The organism is Streptomyces sp. NBC_00237, assembly GCF_026342435.1.
In the GTDB taxonomy this organism is placed as follows: Bacteria; Actinomycetota; Actinomycetes; order Streptomycetales; family Streptomycetaceae; genus Streptomyces.
Window position 1 is genome coordinate 2033239 of sequence record NZ_JAPEMT010000001.1, and the last position, 22712, is coordinate 2055950.

Below are 22712 nucleotides of genomic sequence, written 5' to 3' on the forward strand. Positions count from 1 at the left end.
AGAACGAGTCAAATTCCTTGGTGTGCCGCCCTCTTGGTGATCATGAAACCCTTCTGGGGACTACCAGCGGGTCGCCCGTGCGCGGGTGCGGCAGCACCTCGACCGGCTGCCGGTAGACCCGGGACAGCAGCTCCTCGCCGAACACCTCGGCGGGCGGACCGCACGCCGCGATGCGCCCGTCGTGCAGGACGGCCGCCCGGTCCGCGTACGCCGCCGCGAGACCGAGGTCGTGGAGGACGACGACGACCGCGTCGCCCGCCGCCGCCCGCTCCCGGCAGATCCGCAGCACCAGTTCCTGGTGGCGCAGGTCGAGGGCGGCCGTCGGTTCGTCGAGCAGGAGTACGGGAGCGCGCTGGGCCAGTACGCGGGCGAGCGCGACCCGGGCCCGCTCGCCGCCGGACAGCGCACCGAACGGGCGCGGCCCGAACGCGGTGACCTCGGTGGCCGCCATGGCTTCGGCGACGGCCAGGTCGTCGTCGTCCTCGTGCGGGGTGCCAGCCCAGGGGGCGCGGCCCATCCGGACGACGTCCTCGACGGGGAAGGGGAAGGAGAGCGCGGCGGACTGGGGGAGCACGGAACGGCGCAGCGCCAGCTCGGCGGCCGTCCACCCGCCGACGGGCCGGCCGTCGATCCGTACCGCACCTTCCGTCGCGGGCAGGTCGGCGGCGACGGCGGCCAGCAGGGTCGACTTGCCCGCCCCGTTGGGCCCGACCAGGGCGAGCACCTCGCCGGCGCGGGCGGTCAGGTCGATGCCGGACAGCACCTCGCGCTGCCCGAGCCTGACGTGCAGGCCCCTGACCTCGACGGCGGCTGCACCGGGTGCGAGGGCGGCGGGCAGGCTGCGCGTACGCCCCGAAGAGAACGAAGGGAACGAAGAGAACGAAGGGAGAAACGACTTCCACGCGCTCATGCCCAGCCACCTTGCTTGCGACGGGTCCTGCGCAGCAGCCAGAAGAAGAAGGGGCTGCCGAAGAGGGCGGTCAGGACGCCGAGGGGGAGTTCGGCGGGGTTGGCGACCGTACGGGCCGCGAGGTCGCCCGCGAGGAGGACGATCGCGCCGCCGAGCGCACTGCCGGGGACGAGGAAGCGGTGCCCGGGACCGTTCGCCATCCGCAGCAGGTGCGGGACGAGGAGGCCGACGAAGGTGATGATGCCCGCGACGGCCACGGCGGCGGCGGTCAGCAGCGCCACCACCAGCACCAGGGCCATGCGCATCTTCTCCACGTCCACGCCCAGGTGCCGGGCCGGGCGCTCGCCGAGTGCGAGGAGGTCCAGCCTGCGGGCGTAGAACGGGGCGGCGAGGAGGCCGAGGAGAGCGCAGGGCAGGACGGCGAGGACCTTCGGCCAGGTGGCCCCGGCGAGGGAGCCGAGCTGCCAGAAGGTGATCTGGGTGATCTGCGCGTTGTCCGCGAAGAAGATCGCGAGACCGATCAGCGCGCCCGCGAAGGCGTTCACGGCGATGCCGGTGAGGATCAGCGTGACCACTTCGGTCCTGCCGCCGGACCGGGACAGGACGTACACGAGCAGCACGGTGATCAGGCCCGCGACGAACGCGCAGAACGTCACCGTCCAGTTCCCGAAGAAGCTCAGCCCCAGCGCGATGGAGGCGACCGCGCCGACCGCCGCACCGGCGGAGATGCCGATGACACCGGGCTCTGCCAGGGGGTTGCCGAACACGCCCTGCATGAGCGCGCCCGCGCAGCCGAGCGAGGCGCCGACGAGGAGGGCGAGGGCGACCCGGGGCAGCCGGATGTTCCACAGCACGCTCTCGCCGACCCGGTCCAGCGGCGCACCGCCGAGACCGATGCGGTTCTGTACGGAGGCCAGGACGTCGCCGGGGGAGATGTGGTACGTCCCGAGCCCGGCGGAAACCAGGGCCAGCAGGAGGAGGGCGAGGGACAGGCCGACGGTGAGGGTGAAGGCGGTGCCGCGACGGCCCTTGGCGGGGGCCTTGGCGGGACTTCCGCCAGCGGGACTTCCATCGGCGGGACTTCCGACAGCGGGACTTCCGTCGGCGGGGCTTGCGGCCGGGACCGACTCCCGTGCGGGTGGCGCGGTTTCCGGTCCGGGCGGGGCGCCCGTGGCCCGGGTGGTTCCGGGGGCGGTGGTCGCCGGGTCGATGCTCACTGGGTGACCGCCGGGGTGCCGTAGAGCTGGTCGACCAGGGACGCGAGGACCTGGTCGGTGCGCGGGCCGTAGTTGAGCATCACGCCGTCGGGGAGGGAGACGATCCGGCGGTCCAGGCCCGCCGGGGTCTCGGCGACGCCCGGGACCTTGAGGAGGCCGTCGACGCCGTCGACCGATTCGAGGCCCTTCGTCATGACGAGGATCGCGTCGGGGGCGGCCTTGACCAGGGCTTCGCTGGTGATCGCGGTGAAGTCCTTGGCCAGGCCCGAGTCCTTGCCCGCGTCGATGGCCCCGGCCGCCTCCAGGAGCGAACTCGCCCCGGAGTCACGGCCGCCGAGCAGGTACACGGAGGCCGAGCCGCGCAGGTACAGGAAGGTCACGCGGGGCTTCTTGCCGTCCTTCGGCTTCGGGATGTCCTTCTGTACGGCGGCCAGCCGCTGCCGCGTGCGCTTCTTCAGTTCCTCACCGGCGGGCTTCGCGCCGAGCGCGGTGGCGACCGCGTCGATGCGCCTGTCGACGTCGGCGAGTTCCTTGGCGGGGGCGACCACGACGAGCGGGATGCCCGCGTCGCGGATCTGGTCGATGGCCTCGACCGGGCCCGTGGTGGTGTCGGCGAGGACGACCGTCGGCTTCAGGGAGAGGACGCTTTCGGCCGACACGTCGTGAGCACGTGTCACCACCGGGAGGTCCTTGGCCTGCTCGAAGGTGGCCGTGATGTCGCGGGCGACGACGTGCTTGCCGAGCCCGAGAGTGAAGACGATCTCGTTGAGGCTGCCGGTGAGCGGCACGATCCGGTCGGTCGAGGTGACCTTCACCTCCGTGCCGTCGGCGGAGGAGACGGTGACCGGAAGGGCCTGCTCCGGGGCGGCGGCGAGGGGCTCGACGCGGTCGGCGGCCTGCTTGGCCTCCGTCGTGGCGCCGCCGCCTCCGGAGGGCTTCGCGCCCGGCGTCGTACCGCCGCAGCCCGTGGCGACGACGGCGAGGGCGAGCACGGACATCAGTGCACCTGCCAGGCGTGAGGGGCGCGGGGGCGCGGCTGGCGTTCGCACGGGGTGCACCGTCCTGTTCTTCTGCGTCCGGCCGAAGTGACCGGTGCGGCGGGGGAGTTCTGCGGGGGTTCGCGGGGATTCCCGCTGCCCGGCCGGTGGGTGGCGGTCCGGAGGGTTCCGGACCAGGTCGGGCATAGCTTAGGTTAGCCTTACCTTGCTCGCTACACCCAGGAGGGACCCTCATGTTGTCGTCCAGACCGGCCCGCGCCTCTGCGGTCGCGCTCGTCGCGGCCGTGCTGGGAGCACTGCTCCCGGCCTCGACCGCCAGTGCGGCAGCGCGCACCGTCCAGGGCGGCAGGCTCGACTGGGGGATCAAGTCCTCCTTCCAGAGCTACGTCACGGGGCCCATAGCCAAGGGCACGTTCACGCTCCGGGGCGGCGCCGCGACCGTCGGCGGCAGCCAGTTCCGCTTCCACTCGGCGAACGGCTCGTACGACCCGGACAGCGGGGCGCTCGACTCCGGCTTCTCCGGCGGGGTCCGCTTCACCGGCCACCAGTCGCCGGCCGGTTTCGCGCTGGACCTCACCATCAGCCGCCCGACCGTACGGATCTCCGGCGGCAGCGGCACCCTCTTCGCGGACGTGTCCAGCAAGGACAAGGCCAGCGGCAAGGTGACGCGTTCCTCCCAGATCGCGCTGGCCTCGCTCGCCGTCGGCGGCATCAACATGAAGGGCGGCGGCAGCCCGATCGCCCTCAACAACGTTCCCGCGACGCTGACCTCGCAGGGCGCGAGCGCCTTCGCGGGCTACTACACGGCGGGCACCCGGCTCGACCCGGTCAGCCTGTCGGCGGACGTGGCGGCGGGTGCGAAGACGCCGGAGAAGGCGCCCGAGAAGGCCCCGGAGGCCAAGCAGCCCGAGGAGAAGGGCAAGGGCGACGAGAAGGCGTCAGGACCGATCCAGGACGCGGCCGTCGACTGGGGCGTGCGGCGCACCTTCCGCGAGTACGTCACGGGCCCGATCTCCCGGGGCACGTGGGACCTCTCCGGCGGCGCGCTGGACGGCGGCGCGCTGTTCCGCTTCCCGCAGGGCAAGGGCGCGTACGACAGCGGCAGGAAGACCCTGGACGCGCGCTTCGCGGGCAGCGTCCGCTTCTCGGGCGCGCACCTCGACCTGACCCTCTCCCAGGTCAACGTGAAGGTCGCCGACGGCAAGGGCACCCTGGTCGCGGACGTCGCGAGCAAGGACCCGACGACCAAGAAGGACGTCCGGACGGCCGGGGTGCCCCTGGTCACCTTCGAGGCGAAGGCCCTGGACGCCAAGGACGGGCTGGTGAACCTGACCGAGGCTCCGGCGACGCTCACCGAGGAGGGCGCGAAGGCGTTCGGCTCGATGTACAAGGCGGGCACCGAGATGGACCCGGTGTCGCTGGCCGTCGCGGTCGACGCGAAGGCGAAGCTGCCCGCGCTGCCGGACCTCGGCAGCGACACCAAGCCGTCGGCGCCGCCCGCTCCCGCCGCCTCCGCCTCCGCCGACAAGAAGACGTCCGAGGAGCCGAAGACGGCGAAGACCGCCTCGGCCTCCGCATCCTCCAACACCGTGCTGTACGTCGCCGCCGGCGCGGTCGTGCTGGTGCTGCTCGCCGGGGCCGCGTTCTTCGTGGTCCGCAGGCGGGGTAGCGGCACGAACGCGGGCTGAGCCCCGGCCCTGACGGTCCGTGCCGCCGTGTGCGAGGGGCGGTGCGGATGCCGGTCACCGGCTCACGGCCGACCTCGCACCTGTCACTTCCCCCTCTTTCTGTCTTCTTTCCTTTCCTCCCCCCGTTTGCTGTTTTCCGACAGGAGTCCACCGACCATGGCAGCCACCCGCCGCCCCATAGCCCTCGCCGCAGCCGTCGCCACGGTTGCCGCCGTCGGCGCCACCGCCTTCGCCCTCCCCGCCGCAGCCGCCGACGGTGCGGCCGCCCCGGCCGCCCCCGCTCCGATCGTGGGCGCGACCCTGGACTGGGGGGTCTTCGGCGGCTTCCGCACGTACGTCACCGGGCCCATCGCGAAGGGCAGGATCGAGCTGTCCGGCGGTGCCAAGCAGGCCGCCGACAACGGTGCTTTCACCTTCGGCAACGGCAAGACCGCGTACGACATGGTCACTCACGCCAGCACGACCACCCTCGACGGCGCGGTCCGTTTCACCGGGCACGAGGGGAAGCTGGACCTGACCCTCTCGGACATCAAGGTCAAGACGACCCGCACCGGCGGCACGATCTCCGCGGACGTGAAGTCGGCGGCGGGCGGCGGCAAGTTCGTCGAGACGAACGACGCCGACCTGGTCACGCTGACGATGGTCAAGCCGGGCGGCGGCAAGGACGGCATGGTCTTCAAGGACATGCCGACCAAGCTGACGGCAGCGGGCAGCGCCGCCTTCAACAAGATGTACGCCGAGAACCTGGCGCTCGACCCGGCGACGCTGACGGTGCCGACGGGGGAGACGAAGCCCGACCCGAAGCCCGACCCGAAGCCCGACCCGGACCCGAAGCCCGACCCCAAGCCGGATCCCAAGCCCGACCCGAAGCCCGACCCGGATCCGAAGCCCAACCCGGACCCCAAGCCCAACCCGGACCCCAAGCCCGATCCCAAGCCGGACCCGAAGCCCCCGGTCAACGACGTCAAGGGCGCCATCGTCGACGGCAACCTCGACTGGGGTGTGCTGGAGCGCTTCCGCACCTACATCACCGGCCCGATCGCCCACGGCAAGATCGAGCTGTCCGGCGGGGCGACGCAGGCCGGTAAGGGCTTCCGCTTCCCGAAGGGCAAGGGCACCTTCGACGCCGAGAAGCAGAACCTGTCCGCCTCCTTCGACGGCAAGGTCCGCTTCCTCGGCCACCAGACGGCGGGCACGTGGGTGCTCGACCTGAGCCTGTCGGCGTTCAAGGTGGAGGTGCAGGGCGGAAAGGCGACCCTCGTCGCGGACGTGTCGAGCAAGGACCGCGAGTCCGGCGACACCCAGAACCTCAAGGCCCTGGCGATCGCGAACCTGGCCCCCCAGGGCAAGCTCGACATCGTCGACGGCGTGGTGAAGCTGTCCGGCGTTCCGGCGACGATGACGGCGGGCGCGGCGAAGGTCTTCGGCGAGCCGTACAAGACGGGCCAGGTCATGGACCCGCTGACGGTCGCGGTGTCCGTCGACAAGGACGCGCAGCTGCCGCAGCCCGGTACGGCGACGGGCGGCACGGGCACGACGGGTGGCACCGGCACGGGCACCACCGGTGGTGACTCGACCGGCGGTTCGACCGGCGGCTCCGTCGGCGGCTCGGTCGGTGGTGCGGGTACCACGGGCGGCTCGGTCGGCGGTTCCGTGGGCGGTGCGGCGGGCGGCAACCTCGCCGCGACGGGGTCGTCGGCTCCGACGGGTGTGCTGATGGGGGCGGCGGGGGCGCTGGCCGTCGCCGGTGGCGCGGTGGTGTTCGCGGCGCGTCGCCGCACGTCGGGCACGCAGGGCTGATCCCTGACCTGCCGGTCGGGACTCACCGCAGGGCCGCACCCCCCCCAGCCGGGGGTGCGGCCCTGCGCCCTTTCCACCGTGCGACCCGCACCCGGGTGCGCCTGCGGCGGGCTGCCCCTCCCCGCCCCTTCACCGAAACCCTGACGGGGCTGGTGTTACTGCCTGGGGCTACGCCCCTTGCCCCCTGCACGGCTTCGCCGCGCGTCCTCAATCGCCGGACGGGCTTTTGGGGGCGCGGGGAACTGCGCGACCAGCCACGACGCACCCGCACGCAACGGGACCAGCCGCGCGGCAAGCGCTTTAGGGAAGGGGTGGAGAGGGGAGAAAAGCCCCGCGCAGCGGCCTGAACGCCAGCCGCTCACCGGCCCGCAGGGCACCACCCGCGCACCCCCGCCCCAAGCCCAAGCCTCCCGTGCTTGAATGCGGCCCGTGAACCCCCACGACGTCCTCCACGTCTTCTGCGGCCCCACCGGCCACCACGGCAACCCCCTCGCCGTCGTGCGCGACGCCTCCCGCTCCCACTCCGGCCCGGCGGCCCGGCAGGCGTACGCACGCGAACTCGGCCTCAGCGAGACCGTGTTCGTCGACGACCCCGAGCGCGGTGTGCTCGACATCTACACACCCACCAGCCGCCTCCCCTTCGCCGGGCACCCCGTCGTCGGAGCCGCCTGGCTCCTCGACATCGAGGTCCTGGAACTTCCCGTCGGCGACGTCTTCGCCCGCCAGGACGGCGAGTTCAGCTGGATCACGGCCCGCGCCGACTGGGCGCCCCCGCGCACCCTCCGGCAGTACGCGAGCAGCGAAGAGGTCGACGCCCTCCCCGCGCCCCCGCCCGGCGAGGGCTGGCTGTACGCCTGGGCCTGGGAGGACGAGGCCGCGGGAAGGGTCCGCGCGCGGGGGTTCCCCCGGCGTGACGACGGCATCGACGAGGACGAGGCGACCGGAGCGGCGGCCCTCCAGCTCACCGCCGCGCTCGGGCGGGCGCTCAACATCACCCAGGGGAAGGGGTCGCAGCTCCTCACCGCCCCGGGGCCCGACGGAATCATCGAGCTCGGCGGCAGGGTCAGGTTCGCCACCCACCTGTGAGGGGTGGTGCGAGAGGCGCGACGAAAGGGCCCGCGCCGTCCCCGGCGCGGGCCCACATTCCTCACGTACCGTCAGAGATCACGCACTGAGCGGGAATTCACCGCCCAGCTCCCGGAACACCGCCCCGTTGAAGTCGAACGCCCGCTTGCACTCCTCGATGATCCGCTTCTTTTCGAGGTCGTCCGCCGCGATGGCGTCCAGCAGTTCCCGGTAGTTCCGCTTGAAGGCGGCCGGGTTGGCGACGCTCTCGAAGACGTAGAAGCGGACGCCGTCGCCCTTGCGCTCGAAGCCCCAGGTCTTCTCCGCCTTGTCGCGGATGATCTGGCCGCCGGAGAGGTCGCCCAGGTAGCGGGTGTAGTGGTGGGCGACGTACCCGCCCGGCCAGGTGGCCGCGCACTCGGTGACACGTGCCGCGTATGCCGCTGTGGAGGGGAGGGCGACGAGGCCGTCGCGCCAGTTCTCGCCGCGCAGGTGCGTGAGGTCGCGCTCCAGCTCCGCGACGCGCATCAGCTCGGGCTGTATGAACGGGCCCGCGACGGGGTCGGCGGCGAGCGAACCGGCCGCGTCCTCAAGGGCCTTGTAGACGAACCACAGCTGCTCGGTGTAGCGCGTGTACGCGTCCACGCCGAGCTTGCCGCCGAGGAGGTCGCTCATGAACGTCGAGGTCTCCGCCTCCGTGTGCTGCTCGTGCGAGGCGACACGGATCTGGGTGGAGAAGAGGGTGTCCACAGCGGACCTCCGGGGGCAAAGGGGGACGGGATGACCGGGAAAACGAGAGCGGTGGTGGCAGCGATGGCACCCGCCACCACCGATCTTCGCTGCTTAGGCTTACCTAAGTCAACCTGTTCCCGACGACCTGTCGGTAAAAACCGCCGGCTCCGATTACGGGAGCGTGAGGATGTCGGCCCCCGTCTCCGTCACCACCAGCGTGTGCTCGAACTGGGCAGTGCGCCTGCGGTCCTTGGTGACGACCGTCCAGCCGTCCTCCCACATGTCGTACTCGTGCGTGCCGAGCGTGAGCATCGGCTCGATCGTGAAGGTCATGCCCGGCTGCATGACGGTGGTCGCGTGGGGGCTGTCGTAGTGCGGCACGATCAGGCCCGAGTGGAAGGACGTCGAGATGCCGTGCCCGGTGAAGTCCCGTACGACGCCGTAGCCGAAGCGCTTGGCGTACGACTCGATGACCCGCCCGATGACGTTGATCTGACGGCCCGGCTTGACCGCCTTGATGGCCCGGTTGAGGGATTCGCGGGTGCGCTCGACGAGGAGCCTGGACTCCTCGTCGACGTCGCCGCAGAAGTAGGTGGCGTTGTTGTCGCCGTGCACGCCGTTGATGTACGCGGTCACGTCGAGGTTCACGATGTCGCCGTCGGCGAGGACGGTCGAGTCGGGAATGCCGTGGCAGATGACCTCGTTGACCGAGCTGCACAGCGACTTGGGGAAGCCCCGGTAACCGAGGGTCGAGGGGTACGCCCCGTGGTCCACCATGAACTCGTGCGCGACCCGGTCGAGCTCGTCGGTGGTCACGCCGGGTGCGATGTGCTTGGCGGCCTCCTCCATCGCCTGCGCGGCGATGCGGCCCGCGATGCGCATGCGCTCGATCGTGTCGGAGTCCTGGACCTCGGGCCCTGTGTACGGAGTCGGCGCGGGTTTCCCGACGTACTCGGGGCGCCTGATGTTGCCGGGGACGGAACGGACGGGGGAGAGCTCGCCTGGTACGAGCAGCGACTGGCCAGACATGCCGACGAGTGTAGTCAGCACCGCGGGGGCACTATGGCTGTGACGAAGTGAGGAGTACGAGGCGATGGCCCTGTTCAAACGCCGTACGACCGGCAAGCCCGGCGAGTGGTTCTACTGCCTGGAGCACAAGACCGTCGAGGAGGGCCCCCAGTGCCCCTCGAAGGACCGCTTCGGCCCCTACGCGAGCCGCGAGGAGGCCCAGCACGCCATGGAGACCGCCCGTGAGCGGAACCTGGAGTGGGAGAACGACCCCAACTGGCACGACAAGGGGGGCTCCGCCGGATCCTCCGGAACCTGACGCCACCCCCCTCGGGCCGCGGGCCCTCCGCCTAACCCCCTCGGGCTCCGCCTCCACCCCGCCCCTCGGGCGGCGGGTCCTTTGCCTGGCCCCCTTGGGCGCCACTTCCGCCTAGCCTCCTTGGGCGGCGGGGCCGCCCCCGGGGGCGGAACGGGCGGGCAAGGGGGCGGCCCCCTCCGCTCCGGGCCCACCCCGGTGCCGCCCGCTGTTACCTCCGCCATCAGGTGCGCCGCACCAGGGTGCGCCTGCGGCGGGCTGCCCCTCCCCACCCCTTCACCTAAACCCTGCGGGGCTCGGTTGGGTTGCTGTTCAGGACTGGGGCTATGCCCCTTGCCCCCTGCACGGGCTCCGCCCGCGCGTCCTCAATCGCCGGACGGGCTGAAGATGCTGCACCCTCAGGCGCCGACCGGGCTGAAGATGCCCGCACCGTCAGGCGCCGGACGGGCTGAAGATGCTGCACCCTCAGGCGCCGACCGGGCTGAAGATGCCCATACCCTCAGGCGCCGGACGGGCTAAGAGCGGCCTCCCGCCGCAGCCTCGCGTCCTCGTCCGTCTCCGCGTCGTACGCCATCAGCTTCGGCAGCGCCACCGCCAGCAGCCCCACCGCCACCACACACGCCGCACCCCCGCTCCACACCGCGCCCCGCACGCCCGTCCAGCTCGCGACCGCACCGGCCCGCACCTGGCCGAGCTGGGGGCCGCAGCTGTACGAGAGGATCTCGATCCCGGCGAGCCGTCCCCGCAGCTCCTCCGGAATGGTCTGGTTCCAGATGGTGGAGCGGCCGAGGCCGCTGATCATGTCGCCGCCGCCCGCCACCGCGATGCACAGCAGCACCAGCCAGATGTCGTCGGTCAGCCCGGCCGCAGCCATGGCGAGCCCCCACCCGACGGCACCCAGCACGACCATCCGCCCGTGCCGCCGCACCTTCGACGCCCAGCCGCTGGTCAGGCCGACCACGCACGCGCCCAGCGGCATCGCCGCGTACATCAGCCCGAGCGCCCACTCCGCGTCCAGGTCCTTCGCGAGGAAGGGGAAGATCGCGGTCGGGAACGCCAGCAGCATCGCCGCCAGGTCGATCCCGTACGTCCCGAGCAGCACCGGCTTGCTCCAGGCGTAGCGCGCGCCCTCCGCTATGCCGCGCAGCGAGGGCTTCTCGGCGTTCGCGGCGGCGGGTGCGGGGGAGAGCCGCAGGCACATCAGCACGGACGCGGCGAACCCGACGACGGTGACGGCGTACGCGGTGGGCGTCCCGGCGTACGCGACGACGACACCCGCGAGGGCGGGTCCGGCGATGGCCCCGACCTGCCAGCGCAGCCCGTTGAGCGCGGCGGCGGCGGTGAGCTGGTCGTGCGGGACGATCCGGGCCATCAACGAGTCCAGGGCGGGCCGCTGGAGCCCGGACAGCGCGGCGACGCCCGCCGCCACCACGTACAGCGGCCACAGCATCGGCTCCGGCAACAGCGCGTTCACCAGCAGTACGACGGCCAGCACGCCGAGCCCGACCTCGGTGAGCAGGATGATCCGCTTCCGGTCGACGGCGTCGGCCAGCGCGCCCCCGTAGAGGCCGAAGACGATCAGCGGCACCAGCTCGACGGCCCCGATGGCACCGACGGCGAGCGGGGAGTCGGTGAGGTGGGCGATCTGGAGCGGCATGGCGACCAGGGCCATCGAACTGCCGAAGAAGGCGACGATGCCCTGCACCCAGAGCAGCCGGAAATCGGCCGAGGAGCGCCACGGGGAGAGGTCGGGGAGGAGAGAGCGGAGCTTGGAGGACACGAGGAGCCATGCTCCGCGTCCGGAATGGGGGGAGGCAACTCCATTTCGCCGGGCTCGGGCCGAGGCAGCTCTCCGGAGCCCTCAGGCCGGGTCCGGGGTGGCCGGGGTGGCCGGGGTGTCCGGGGGCCCGGGGTGGCCGTGGGCTCGGGGAACCCTCACCCCGGTTCCACGCGTTCTCTCCCGTACACCGGTACGGTCGACGCCCAGCCCGACATGACACCCCGCCACCCCAGGAGCAGCCCCCATGACCACCGCCATCAGCCGCAGGGAGCGCCGGATCAGCCCGGTCTTCCTCGGCATCGTCGCCGTCATGGCGGCCGCAGGCTGGGCAGTCTGGACGGACTTCGCGTCCTCCACCGGCTTCGCGGTGTTCCTCTTCGTGACGTCCGCCTGGATCGTCTCCCTGTGCCTGCACGAGTACGCGCACGCCCGCACGGCCCTGCACAGCGGCGACATCAGCATCGGGGCGAAGGGCTACCTCACCCTCAACCCGCTCAAGTACACGCACGTCCTGCTGAGCATCGTGCTGCCGATCGTGTTCGTGATCCTGGGCGGCATCGGCCTGCCCGGCGGCGCGGTCTTCATCGAGCGCGGACGCATCCAGGGGCGGTGGAAGCACAGCCTGATCTCGGCGGCGGGGCCGCTCACGAACGTCCTCTTCGCGATCGTGTGCACCGCGCCGTTCTGGCTGGACGCGCTGGACGGCGTCCCGAGGCCCTTCCGGTACGCGCTGGCCTTCCTGGCCCTGCTCCAGGTTTCGGCGGCGCTGCTGAACTTCCTGCCGGTGCCGGGCCTCGACGGGTACGGCGTCATCGAGCCCTGGCTCTCGTACGGGATCCGGCGGCAGATCGAGCCGTACGCGCCCTTCGGGCTGCTGTTCGTGTTCGCCCTGCTGTGGGTGCCGGAGGTGAACCGGGTCTTCTTCGACGTGATCTACGCGATCACCGGCGGGCTCGGCGTGCACGAGGTGGAGACCTACTGCGGACGCGACCTCTTCCAGTTCTGGAACGAATTCTGGGGCGAGGCGAACCCGGGCTGCGCCGTGCGCTGACCCCCACCCGTGCTCAGGCGGCCGAGGCTTCCCGGTGCGCCTTCTCGGCCTTCGCCTTGCGCAGGTAGTACCAGGCCATGTTCGAGGAGAGGCCCGCCAGCAGGATCCAGACGATCCCGAGCAGGTTGCCCTCGACGAAGGAGACCACGGCCGCGACGACCGAGAGGGCGCAGACGACCAGGGCGTACAGAGCGAGGCGGGGCATGGGGGACGGCTCCTGTCGGGACGGACGGCGTACGACGTGCGCACCGCCCGGCGGACGGAGGCGTACGAAATCGGCCCGTCCAGTGTCCCCCATGCCCGGATCGCCTTATACGTCGGTCACGCGCAGACCGGCGTGCGCCTTGTAGCGGCGGTTCACCGAGATCAGGTTGGCCACCAGGGACTCGACCTGGTGGGCGTTGCGCAGGCGGCCCGCGAAGACGCCGCGCATGCCGGGGATGCGGGCGGCCAGCGCCTGCACCAGGTCGGTGTCCGCGCGCGCCTCGCCCAGCACCATCACGTCGGTGTCGATCTCCTCGACCGCCGGGTCCTGGAGCAGGACGGCCGAGAGGTGGTGGAAGGCGGCCGTGACGCGGGAGTCGGGGAGGAGCGCGGCGGCCTGCTCGGCGGCGCTGCCCTCCTCCGGCTTCAGCGCGTACGCGCCCTTCTTGTCGAAGCCCAGCGGGTTGACGCAGTCGACGACGAGCTTGCCGGCCAGCTCCTCGCGCAGCGACTCCAGCGTCTTCGCGTGCCCGTCCCACGGCACGGCGACGATCACGACGTCGCTGCGCCGCGCGCACTCGGCGTTGTCCGCGCCCTCGACGCCGAGCCCGAGCTCCTCGGCGGCCGACTGCGCGCGCTCGGCGGCCCGCGAGCCGATGATCACCTTCTGCCCGGCCCGCGCGAGCCGGTAGGCGAGGCCGCGCCCCTGGTCGCCGGTGCCGCCGAGGACGCCGACGACGAGCCCGGAGACGTCGGGCAGGTCCCACGGGTCCTTGACGGGCTTCTTCGGGGCCTCGGCCGGGGAGTTCTCTGAAGTGGAAGTCATGGCCCGACCCTACTTGCAGGTAGCGCCCCTCGTCCGGGTGAGCCGACCCCGACGCCGGGACGCGCCCTGGCCCCGCACGGCAGGCTCGCGCGCATGGATGCCGTGAGGGTCGCACTGCTGCGAGAGGTCCTGGCCGGTACGGAATGGCTGGGGGCGACGAGGCGCTTCGCCGGAGTGCTCCGGTCCGCCGTGTCGCCGCCCGGCAGCGGCGGCCTGCTCCTGGTCGGCACGCGGACCTACGAACCCTGGCACCTGGCCGCGCACCTGATGGACGAGGCCGCCTGGTCGGGCCTGCCGACCCTGGCCCCCACTCTCGTACGCCACGAAGTCGGTCCGCACGACCCGGCCCACCTCTCGGTCGGCCTGGGCCGCCTGTCGGCCACCGGCCGGGGCGAGACGCTGCTGGTGGTGTCGGGGGAGAGGGGCCCGGACGCGGGCCTGCTGGAGAGGGTGAACGACGTACGGCGGGCGGGCGCGACGGTCCTGGCCCTGTCGGGCTCGGCCACCGACACGGAACTCCCCTCGCTCGCCCACGAGTCGCTGTCCGTGCCGGAGGGCGGCGAGATCGACCTGGACACCGCCCAGCACCTGGTGAGCGCGGCGGCGGGGGAGAACACGGGGCGCGGACCGAGGGGGGCGAGGGGGCGGCTGTGGAAGGTGGTGGAGGGTTTGATGGGGCCGGGGCCCGAGCGGTGGTGAGGTGCGGCCCGCCCGTGGGGGTGTGCCGTCCGTGAGGGTGTGCCGGGTGGTGCCGTCTGCGGGGGGTGCGCCCGGCGGCGCCGTCTGCGGGGGCTGCGCCGGGTGGCACCGTCCGCAGGGGTGCCGGGCCGTGCCGTCCGTAGGGGCGTGCCGGGTGGCCCCCTTCGCGGGGGTGTGCCGGGTGGTGCCGTCTGCGGGGGTGTGCCGGGTGGTGCCGTCTGCGGGGGGTGCCCCGGGCGGTGCCGTCCGGGCGTGCCGGGCCGTGCCGTCCGTAGGGGCGTGCCGGGTGGTGCCCTCCGCCGAGGGGCCATTGCCCGCCCATTGCCCGGCTTTCCCGCCGCCCGGCGACAATGGGCCGGTGCGCTACCAGATCCTCGGCCCCGCCCGAGCCTTCCGTGACGACGGAACCGCCGTCCCCCTCGGCGGTTCCCGCCTGCGCGCGGCGCTCTCCGTGCTGGCCCTGCGACCGGGCCGGGCCGTCCCGGTGTCCGTGTTCGTCGACGAGGTGTGGGGCGAGACGGACGCGCCGCCCGCCGACGCCCCCGCCGCCGCCCAGGCGCTGATCGCGCGGCTGCGCCGTGCGCTGGGCCGGGACGCCGTCGCGTTGCTGCACGGCGGGTACGCACTGGCCGCCGACCCCGACGACGTCGACCTGCACCGTTTCGAGCGGCTCACCTCGGAAGGCGTCCAGGCCCTCGCGGAGGGCGACCCCGCGAAGGCCGTCGCGCTCCTCGACGACGCGCTCGCCCTCTGGCAGAGCGAGAGCGGGCCCGCCCTCGCCGACCTCCCGGCCCTGACCGCCGACGCGGCCCGCTGGGAGGCGCGCAGGCTCGACGCCCGCCGCGCCCGCCTCGCGGGGGCCGTCGCGCTGGGCCGCGCCCCCCAGGTGCTTCCGGAGCTCGCCGCCCTGTGCGCCGAGCACCCCCTCGACGAGCCCCTCCAGGCCCTGCGGCTGCGCGCCCTGCACGCGACGGGCCGCACGGCCGAGGCCCTGGACGCGTACGAAACCGTCCGCAGGGACCTCGCCGACCGCCTCGGCATCGACCCGTCGGCCGAACTGCGCACCCTGCACGGCCAGTTGCTGGACACTGCGCCTACCCCGGCCCCGGCCCCTGCGGTGCCTTCGGCCCGGCCGGAGTCCCCCACCGGCAACCTCCGCGCCCGCCTGACCTCCTTCGTCGGCCGCGAAGCCGACATCCAGGTGATCCGGGGCGACCTCTCCCGGGCCCGCCTCGTGACCCTGCTGGGCCCCGGCGGCGCGGGCAAGACCCGCCTCTCGCAGGAGACCGCCGAACTCGCCGACAACACCCCCTGGCCGGACGGCGCCTGGATGGCCGAGCTCGCACCCGTCGACGATCCCGACGCCGTGGCCGACGCCGTGCTCACCGCGCTCGGCGCCCGCCAGACCGTGCTGCGCGGCGCCGGGGCCGAAACCATGCGGGTGGCCGAACCGCACACCGGCGATCCGCTGGTGCGCCTCACCGAGCACTGCGCCCGCCGCCGCATGCTGCTCCTGCTCGACAACTGCGAGCACCTGATCGACGCCGCCGCCCGCCTCGCCGAGCACCTCCTCGCCCACTGCCCGGGCCTGACGATCCTCGCGACGAGCCGCGAACCCCTGGGCGTACCGGGCGAGTTGGTGCGCCCCGTCGACCCGCTGCCGGAACCCGTCTCGCTACGGCTGCTCGCCGAGCGCGGGGCGTCCGCCAGGCCCGGGTTTCGCGTCGACGACGACCCGGAGGCGGCGGCCGAGATCTGCCGCCGCCTGGACGGCCTGCCGCTCGCGATCGAACTCGCCGCCGCCCGGCTACGGATGCTGACGCCGCGTCAGATCGCCGACCGGCTCGACGACCGGTTCAGACTGCTGACCGGCGGCGCCAGGACCGTACTGCCCCGGCAGCAGACCCTTCGGGCCGTCGTCGACTGGTCGTGGGGGCTGCTGGAAGAGGAGGAGCGCCAGGTGCTCGCCGCGCTCTCCGTCTTCTCCGGCGGCTGCGACCTCGCCGCCGCCGAGGCCGTCTGCGGGCCCACCGCACTCGACCTGCTCGGCTCCCTCGTGGACAAGTCCCTGGTCGTCGCCGCGCCCGCCGAGGGGCACGGCGGCTCCGACGGCGGGATGCGCTACCGCCTGCTGGAGACCGTCGCGGAGTACGCCGCCGAACGCCTCACCGAGTCCGGCGCGCGCCCCGATGCGGAACGCCGCCACCTCGTGCACTTCCGCGAACTCGCCAGGACCGGCGAGCCGTTGCTGCGCGGCCACGAGCAACTGCACTGGATGCACCGCTTCCAGGACGAGTACGAGAACCTGCGCACCGCCCTGCGCCGCGCCGTCGCCGCCCGGGACGAGCACGAGGTGCTCGTCCTCGTGCACTCCCTCTCCTGGTTCTGGCAGGTCCGCGACCTGCGCGGCGACGCCCGCCACTGGACCGAGGCCGCCATGGGGATGAGCGAGGACCCGTTCGCGGGCGAGGGCCCCGTCATACCCGCCGCCCCCGTCTTCGCGCAGTGCACCGACGCGCCCCCGCCGATGCGCCCCGACGTGCTCGAAGAGGCCCGGCGCGGCGTCCGGATCCTCAACCTTGTCTCCATGAACCACCGGGCGGGCACCTGGTTCAGCCCCGAGGCCAAGAAGTGGCTGGCCAGGGTCGTCGCCACCTACCGGCCCGGCCTGCCGCAAGCCTGCCGCACCCCCGGATCGCTGTGGATCATGGCCCTGCTGATGACCACCGAGCGCGGCGAACCGCTGCGCGAGGCGATCGACCTGACCGTCCAGGCGTGCCGCGACTACGGCTACGACTGGGAGCTGGCCTGCGCCCTGGAGATGCGCGCCAACATCTTCGCCAACCATGCGGCCTGGCTCGGTGACGCCCGCCGCGACGCCGAGGAGAGCCTGGAGATCTTCGTCCGGCTCGGCGACGCGTACGGAGCGGCCGAGGCCCTCTCGGCGCGCGGCGAGGCGTACGAGCGGATCGGTGAGTACGACCGTGCCACCGAGGCGTACCGGGCCGCCATCGGCTACGTGGAGAAGCTGGACGCACGCGGCCAGACCATGCTGCTGCGGTCCCGGCTGGCCGGGGCGCTCATCGCGTCCGGCGACGACGTGGGCGGCGCGGAGGGCGAGGTCATGCTGCGCGCCGTGCTCGACGACCCGGAGGGGCCAGGGCTCGAAGCGGCCCCGTCGGCCCGGCTCGCCCTCGGTGTGCGGCTGGCCCACACCGGCCGCCTGGCCGAGGCCAGGGAGGAGTTCTCGCTGCTGCGTGACGACTTCGACAACGGCAACCTGATGATCTTCGACGGCTTCTCGCTCGGCCTGCTCGCCTGGGTGGCCAACCTGGACGCGTCGTACGAGGAAGGGCTGGTACTCGGCGCGCGGGCGCTGGACCGCGCCCAGGACCCGCTGTCGCTGCTGATCGCCCCGCAGATGCCCGCCGTCCACCTGATGACGGTGGCGGGATCGCTGGCGGGGCTGGCCGAGGCGGAGGCGGCTTCGGCAGCTCCCGCCACCGGGGCTGGCGCGTCCCTGGCGGCCGATGCCGCGAGGCTGCTCGGCGCCTACGCGGCACACCTTCCCGAGGGCCACTTCGTCGACAGGCAGGAGGCCGACAGCCGCGACACCGCGATCCGGCTGACCCGCACCTGCCTCGACGGCGCCGCCTACGACCGTGCGTACGCCGAGGGCGGCGGCCTCTCCGTGCAGGAGGCCGCCGCCCTGGTGCACGCGCGACGCGACGAGTACCGGAAGGAAGAGCAGGACTAGGAGCGGCGCGGGGGGTACGGATCCTCCCGCCCGGCCGTCAGGTCTTGTTGCGGAACTTGCGGATCGCCAGCGGCGCGGTCGCCAGCGTGATCGCCGCCGACCAGGCCAGCACCATCCACACGTCGTGGGCGATCGGCACGCCGCCCTGGAACAGGCCACGGGCCGCGTCCGCGAGGTTGGACAGCGGGTTGTAGTCGGTGAAGGTCTCCAGCCAGCCGGGCATCGTCGACGTCTGAGTGAAGATCGACGAGCCGAACTGGAGCGGCATCAGCACGATCATCGCGATGCCCTGCACGGCCTGTGCCGTCTTCACGGTGAGCCCGATCAGGATGAAGATCCACATCAGCGAGGCGCCGAACAGCAGCGAAAGACCGACCGCCGCCAGCACGTGGAGCCAGGAGGTCCCGACGCTCATGCCCAGGATGATGCCGACGATCAGCAGGATCGTGAAGGCGACCAGCAGACGGCCGACCTCGACGACGATCTTCGCGATGAGGACCGAGGACCGGGCGATGGGCATCGTCCGGAAGCGGTCCATGATCCCCTTCTGGAAGTCCTCGTTGACCCCGCTGCCCACCGACATCGACACGTTCATGCCCATCATGGCCATCAGGCCGGGCACCAGATAGCTCACGTACGCGTCCTGGTTGCCCTTGCCCATCATCGCGCCGCCGAAGACGAACGTGAACAGCAGGGTGAAGACGATCGGCATGAACAGGACGTCGAACATCGACTCCGGGTCCTGCTTGATCTGGAGCGTGTTGCGCCGGGCGAGGGCGCCGATGTGCCGCAGGTTGGCGCGCAGGCCGATCCGGCCCTCGGCGTTCTCGACCACGGCGGGCCGCGTGGGGCCGGGCTGCCCGGTCTCCGGCTTCGTGAGTGTGGCCGTACTCATGCCGCTACCTCTTCCTTCTGCGTGTCGCGGAGCGCGTCGCTCTCGCTGCTCTTCTCGCCGGTGATCGCCAGGAACACCTCGTCCAGGCTGGGCAGATGGGTGCCGATGTCGGCGATCCCGAAGCCCTGCGCACCCAACAGGCCGACCACGGAGGTCAGTTGCTCGTCGCTGAGGATCGGCACGTACAGCAGGCCGTCCTCGACCGGCGCCTGCGCGCCCGCCACCCCGTCCAGGCCCGCCACGCGGACCGCGTCCGCCATCGCGGACAACTGCGCCGGATCGGACGGCCGGATCTGGAGCATGCGCCCGCCGACCTTGGCCTTCAGCTCGTCGACGCGGCCCTCCGCCACGACCTTTCCCCGGTCGATGACGGTCAGCTCGCTGGCCAGCTGCTCGGCCTCCTCCATGTACTGCGTGGTGAGCAGGACGGTGACGCCCTCACCCACCATCCGCTGGACCTCGGCCCACACCTCGTTACGGGTGCGGGGGTCGAGGCCGGTCGTCGGCTCGTCCAGGTACAGCACGGCGGGCTGCCCGATCATGGACGCGGCCAGGTCGAGCCTGCGGCGCATGCCGCCGGAGTACTGCCCGGCGGGCTTCTTCGCGGCGTCCGTGAGCGAGAACCGCTCCAGGAGGTCGTCCGACCGCTTCCGGGCGTCCTTGCGGGACAGGTCGAGCAGCCGCCCGATCATGTAGAGGTTCTCCCAGCCGGAGAGCTTCTCGTCGACCGAGGCGTACTGGCCGGTCAGCCCTATCGTGCGGCGCAGCTGGCGGGGCTGGCGGACCACGTCGTAACCGGCGACGGTGGCCGTGCCGGAGTCGGGGCGGATGAGGGTGGAGAGGCACCGCACGAGGGTGGTCTTGCCTGCTCCGTTGGGTCCCAGCACCCCGAGGACGGTGCCCTCGCGGACGTCCAGGTCGACGCCGTCGAGGGCTTTGGTCTCGCCGTAGTGCTTGACGAGGCCGCGGACCTCGATGGCGTGTGGTGCGTTGTCGTGTCGCGTCATGTCCCACAGTGGAGCAGGCACCACTGACAATCGGCCGACAGAGGCGGGGCGGGGCCCCGGCCCCGCCGACAAGTCACCGACAGATCAGCCCGTCCGGCGCTTGAGGAAGCGCGGGCGGACCCATTCCAGCCCGTCCGGCGTTTGAGGACGCGCGGCGGAGCCGTGCAGGGGGCGAGGGGCGTAGCCCCCAGCAGCGACATCAGCCCCGCCGCAGGCGAACCCGGGTGCCGCCCGACGGGGCGGACGAGCGGGGCGCACCACGCCCCACCCGCCCGAACCCCCGGAGGGCCTCAGTGGAAGGTGTGCTCCTCGCGCGGGAAGGCCCCGCCCGCGACCTCCTCCGCGAACGCCCTCGCCGCATCCCCCAGCGTCTGCCGCACATTCGCGTACTGCTTCGTGAAGCGCGGCACCTTCCCGCCCGTCAGCCCGACCATGTCGGTGTACACGAGCACCTGCGCGTCGGTGTCGGCCCCCGCCCCGATCCCGATCGTCGGGATCGAGAGGCTCCGGGTCACCTCCGCCGCCAGCTCCGCCGGAACCAGCTCCAGTACGAGGGCGAAGGCCCCCGCGTCCTGCGCGGCCTTCGCGTCCCGCAGCAGCTGGTGCGCGGCCTCGTCGCTCCGCCCCTGGACCCGGTACCCGAGCGTGTTCACGGACTGCGGGGTGAGCCCCAGGTGGGACATCACCGGGATCCCGGAGGCGACCAGGAGCTCGGTCTGCGGCAGGGACCGCTCGCCGCCCTCCAGCTTGACCGCGCCGACGCCCGACTCCTTGATCAGCCGGGTGGCGTTGCGCAGGGCCTGCACGGGCCCTTCCTGGTACGAGCCGAACGGCAGGTCCGCGACGACCATCGCGCGCCGGGTCCCCCGGACGACGGCGGCCGAGAGGAACGCCATCTCGTCCATCGTGACCGGCACGGTGGTCTCGTACCCGAGGTGGCAGTTGCCCATCGAGTCGCCGACGAGCAGCACCGGCACTCCGGCCTCGTCGAACACGGACGCCGTCATGGCGTCGTACGCGGTGAGCATGGGCCACTTCTCGCCGCGCTCCTTGGCGGCGGCGATCTGGTGGACGGTGATCCGGCGCGTGCCGGTCCCGCCGTAGAGGGCCTTGGGGTCGGCCTGCGGGGAGGTGCGCCCCTCGGGCGCGGTGCCCTGCGCGGTGTCCGGCACAGTGGTCTGCGCGGAGTCCTGGGCAGGGTTCTGGGCAGCCTGAAGCGTCATGGCTGATACGGCTCCTTCGTCATCTCGAAGCGCCCTTACGGCGTCTCCGGACCGCATCCATGGTGGCATCCCGTGCCGCCCTCGGGAAGTGGGAGGTCGCAAGACCCTCCCCACCTGCCCTTTTGTGCGCGTTTCGTCACAGCCCCGGGTTCCGGGGCCACACCCGGAACCCCTCACCTGACCCCGTCGTCCTTCCCGCAGTACGACCATCCTGGATGGCGGCGGAGATGCGTCACGGTCATCGCCTAGGGTCAGGGGCGGGGCGGGAACGGCGTACGAGCAAGGCAAGCGGGCAAGGCAGTGAGGACAGCGGAATGGCGCAGGCGTACAGGCCGGACACCGGGAACCAGGGGCCGAGGGCCGATCCCTCCCAGCACTCCGATCCCTCCCAGCACTCCGAACCCGCCCGGACCGACGGAACGACCTCCGGCAGCCAGGCCGGAGCCCCCGGCTCCACCGGAGCGGCCGGCGCCACCGGTTCCACCGGCGCACCCCGCTCCTCCCTCCGCCGCCTGACCGACGGCTGGCGCGGCGACCCCCGCATCTGGCGTCGCGGCATCTTCCTCGCCGTCGTCGCCGTACTGCTCGCCGTGGTGATGGTCTTCCACGCGCAGATCCCCAACACCGTCGGCAACCTCGGCAGCCTCACCGAGACCTTCCTGCCCTGGATCGGCCTGGCGATCCCGCTGCTGCTGGTTCTCGCGCTGCTGCGCCGCTCCGCGCTGGCGCTGGTGGTGCTGATCCTCCCCGCGGTGGTCTGGATCAACATCTTCGGCGGCCTCTACACCGACAAGTCGACACCCGGCGGCGACCTCACCGTCGCCACCCACAACGTGAACGCCGAGAACGACGACCCCGCGGGCACCGTCGCCACCCTCGTCGCGTCCGGCGCCGACGTCGTCGCCCTGGAGGAGATCGCGGGCGACCGCCTCGCCGGGTACGAGAAGGCCATGGCGGCGACGTACAAGTACCACTCGGTGCAGGGCACGGTCGGCCTGTGGAGCAAGTACCGGCTGACCGACGTGCGCAAGGTCGACATCCGGCTCGGCTGGGCCCGTGCCCTGCGCGCCACGGTCGCCGCCCCCAAGGGCGAGATCGCCGTCTACGTCGCCCACATGCCGTCCGTACGCGTCAAGCTCAACGCGGGCTTCACCGCAGGTCAGCGCGATGCCAGCGCCGACGCGCTCGGCGAGGCCATCGCCCGTGAGCCGCTGCGCCGCGTCGTCCTGCTCGGCGACCTCAACGGCACCATGAACGACCGCGCCCTCAACGGCATCACCGCCCAGATGCGCTCCACCCAGGGCGCGGCGGGCGACGGCTTCGGCTTCAGCTGGCCCGCCGCGTTCCCGATGGCGCGGATCGACCAGATCATGGTCAGGGGCGTCGAGCCGACGTCCTCGTGGACGCTGCCGCGCACGGCGAGCGACCACCTGCCGATCGCCGCCCGGGTCACGTTCTAGCCCCGAGCCGTACGCACGCCGGAGGGGCCGCCCGCATCCACGCGGGCGGCCCCTCCGGCGTGCGTGGTGCCCCAGG

19 protein-coding genes are annotated in these 22712 nt (G+C 72.5%); 8 read left to right on the forward strand and 11 right to left on the reverse strand.

Annotation, left to right across the window (positions count from 1 at the left end):
• Nucleotides 1-40 precede the first annotated feature (40 nt).
• From OG897_RS09015 to OG897_RS09025, 3 genes are read right to left on the reverse strand one after another with little or no spacing between them, the layout of a single operon-like run.
• The gene (locus tag OG897_RS09015; RefSeq protein ID WP_266654573.1) at nt 41-910 is read right to left on the reverse strand and encodes a heme ABC transporter ATP-binding protein; all 870 of its coding nucleotides are present in this window, start codon (nt 908-910) and stop codon (nt 41-43) included.
• On the reverse strand, nt 907-2127 hold the full coding sequence (locus OG897_RS09020) for an iron chelate uptake ABC transporter family permease subunit (protein WP_266654574.1): 1221 nt from the start codon (nt 2125-2127) through the stop codon (nt 907-909). The genes OG897_RS09015 and OG897_RS09020 overlap by 4 nt, the downstream gene beginning before the upstream one ends.
• On the reverse strand, nt 2124-3185 hold the full coding sequence (locus OG897_RS09025) for a hemin ABC transporter substrate-binding protein (protein WP_266654575.1): 1062 nt from the start codon (nt 3183-3185) through the stop codon (nt 2124-2126). Before OG897_RS09025 ends, OG897_RS09020 begins: the two co-directional genes overlap by 4 nt.
• Before the next feature lie 173 nt (nt 3186-3358).
• On the opposite strand from OG897_RS09025, the gene OG897_RS09030 reads away from it, so the two are divergent.
• The 3 genes from OG897_RS09030 (at nt 3359) to OG897_RS09040 (ending at nt 7699) form a co-directional block, all read left to right on the forward strand.
• A complete protein-coding gene (locus OG897_RS09030; RefSeq protein ID WP_266654576.1) occupies nt 3359-4813 on the forward strand; it encodes an HtaA domain-containing protein in 1455 nt (484 codons plus the stop codon).
• 156 nt (nt 4814-4969) lie between these two features.
• Nucleotides 4970-6613 (forward strand): HtaA domain-containing protein, encoded by a 1644-nt coding sequence (locus OG897_RS09035; RefSeq protein ID WP_266654578.1) that lies wholly within the window; start codon nt 4970-4972, stop codon nt 6611-6613.
• A 420-nt stretch (nt 6614-7033) separates the two neighbouring features.
• Nucleotides 7034-7699: a PhzF family phenazine biosynthesis protein gene (locus tag OG897_RS09040; protein ID WP_266654580.1), complete on the forward strand. Its 666-nt coding sequence runs from the start codon at nt 7034-7036 to the stop codon at nt 7697-7699.
• Nucleotides 7700-7777: 78 nt separating this feature from the next.
• On the opposite strand, the gene OG897_RS09045 is transcribed toward OG897_RS09040, so the two are convergent.
• The gene (locus OG897_RS09045) at nt 7778-8428 is read right to left on the reverse strand and encodes a heme oxygenase (biliverdin-producing) (protein WP_266654582.1); all 651 of its coding nucleotides are present in this window, start codon (nt 8426-8428) and stop codon (nt 7778-7780) included.
• Between the two features lie 153 nt (nt 8429-8581).
• Nucleotides 8582-9439 (reverse strand): type I methionyl aminopeptidase, encoded by an 858-nt coding sequence (gene map / locus OG897_RS09050; RefSeq protein ID WP_266654584.1) that lies wholly within the window; start codon nt 9437-9439, stop codon nt 8582-8584.
• Between the two features lie 64 nt (nt 9440-9503).
• Here map and OG897_RS09055 point away from each other — a divergent pair, with 64 nt between their 5' ends.
• Nucleotides 9504-9737 (forward strand): hypothetical protein, encoded by a 234-nt coding sequence (locus tag OG897_RS09055; protein WP_266654586.1) that lies wholly within the window; start codon nt 9504-9506, stop codon nt 9735-9737.
• 496 nt (nt 9738-10233) lie between these two features.
• On the opposite strand, the gene OG897_RS09060 is transcribed toward OG897_RS09055, so the two are convergent.
• A complete protein-coding gene (locus OG897_RS09060; RefSeq protein WP_266654588.1) occupies nt 10234-11514 on the reverse strand; it encodes an MFS transporter in 1281 nt (426 codons plus the stop codon).
• Between the two features lie 244 nt (nt 11515-11758).
• Here OG897_RS09060 and OG897_RS09065 point away from each other — a divergent pair, with 244 nt between their 5' ends.
• On the forward strand, nt 11759-12565 hold the full coding sequence (locus OG897_RS09065) for a site-2 protease family protein (protein ID WP_266654590.1): 807 nt from the start codon (nt 11759-11761) through the stop codon (nt 12563-12565).
• A gap of 13 nt (nt 12566-12578) precedes the next feature.
• Here the strand turns inward: OG897_RS09065 and OG897_RS09070 are convergent, their stop codons facing one another.
• Both OG897_RS09070 and npdG read right to left on the reverse strand, forming a co-directional pair.
• Nucleotides 12579-12770, reverse strand: coding sequence for a hypothetical protein (locus OG897_RS09070; RefSeq protein ID WP_266654592.1), 192 nt, complete (start codon nt 12768-12770; stop codon nt 12579-12581).
• 105 nt (nt 12771-12875) lie between these two features.
• Nucleotides 12876-13595 (reverse strand): NADPH-dependent F420 reductase, encoded by a 720-nt coding sequence (gene npdG / locus OG897_RS09075; RefSeq protein ID WP_266654594.1) that lies wholly within the window; start codon nt 13593-13595, stop codon nt 12876-12878.
• A 93-nt stretch (nt 13596-13688) separates the two neighbouring features.
• On the opposite strand from npdG, the gene OG897_RS09080 reads away from it, so the two are divergent.
• Nucleotides 13689-14294, forward strand: coding sequence for a hypothetical protein (locus OG897_RS09080; protein ID WP_266654596.1), 606 nt, complete (start codon nt 13689-13691; stop codon nt 14292-14294).
• Nucleotides 14295-14652: 358 nt separating this feature from the next.
• Nucleotides 14653-18051, forward strand: coding sequence for a BTAD domain-containing putative transcriptional regulator (locus OG897_RS09085; protein ID WP_266654598.1), 3399 nt, complete (start codon nt 14653-14655; stop codon nt 18049-18051).
• Nucleotides 18052-18088: 37 nt separating this feature from the next.
• Here the strand turns inward: OG897_RS09085 and OG897_RS09090 are convergent, their stop codons facing one another.
• The 3 genes from OG897_RS09090 to panB all read right to left on the reverse strand — a co-directional run bounded on the left by OG897_RS09090 (nt 18089) and on the right by panB (nt 21176).
• Entirely contained in the window at nt 18089-18946 is an 858-nt protein-coding gene (locus OG897_RS09090) for an ABC transporter permease (RefSeq protein WP_266654600.1), read from the reverse strand.
• The gene (locus OG897_RS09095) at nt 18943-19953 is read right to left on the reverse strand and encodes an ATP-binding cassette domain-containing protein (RefSeq protein WP_266654603.1); all 1011 of its coding nucleotides are present in this window, start codon (nt 19951-19953) and stop codon (nt 18943-18945) included. The genes OG897_RS09090 and OG897_RS09095 overlap by 4 nt, the downstream gene beginning before the upstream one ends.
• 290 nt (nt 19954-20243) lie before the next feature.
• Complete coding sequence (gene panB, locus OG897_RS09100; protein ID WP_266654605.1) at nt 20244-21176, reverse strand: 3-methyl-2-oxobutanoate hydroxymethyltransferase; 933 nt, start codon at nt 21174-21176, stop codon at nt 20244-20246.
• A gap of 314 nt (nt 21177-21490) precedes the next feature.
• Between panB and OG897_RS09105 the strand changes: the two genes are divergently transcribed.
• Nucleotides 21491-22636, forward strand: a complete 1146-nt coding sequence (locus tag OG897_RS09105) for an endonuclease/exonuclease/phosphatase family protein (protein WP_266654607.1) — start codon at nt 21491-21493, stop codon at nt 22634-22636.
• Nucleotides 22637-22712 lie beyond the last annotated feature (76 nt).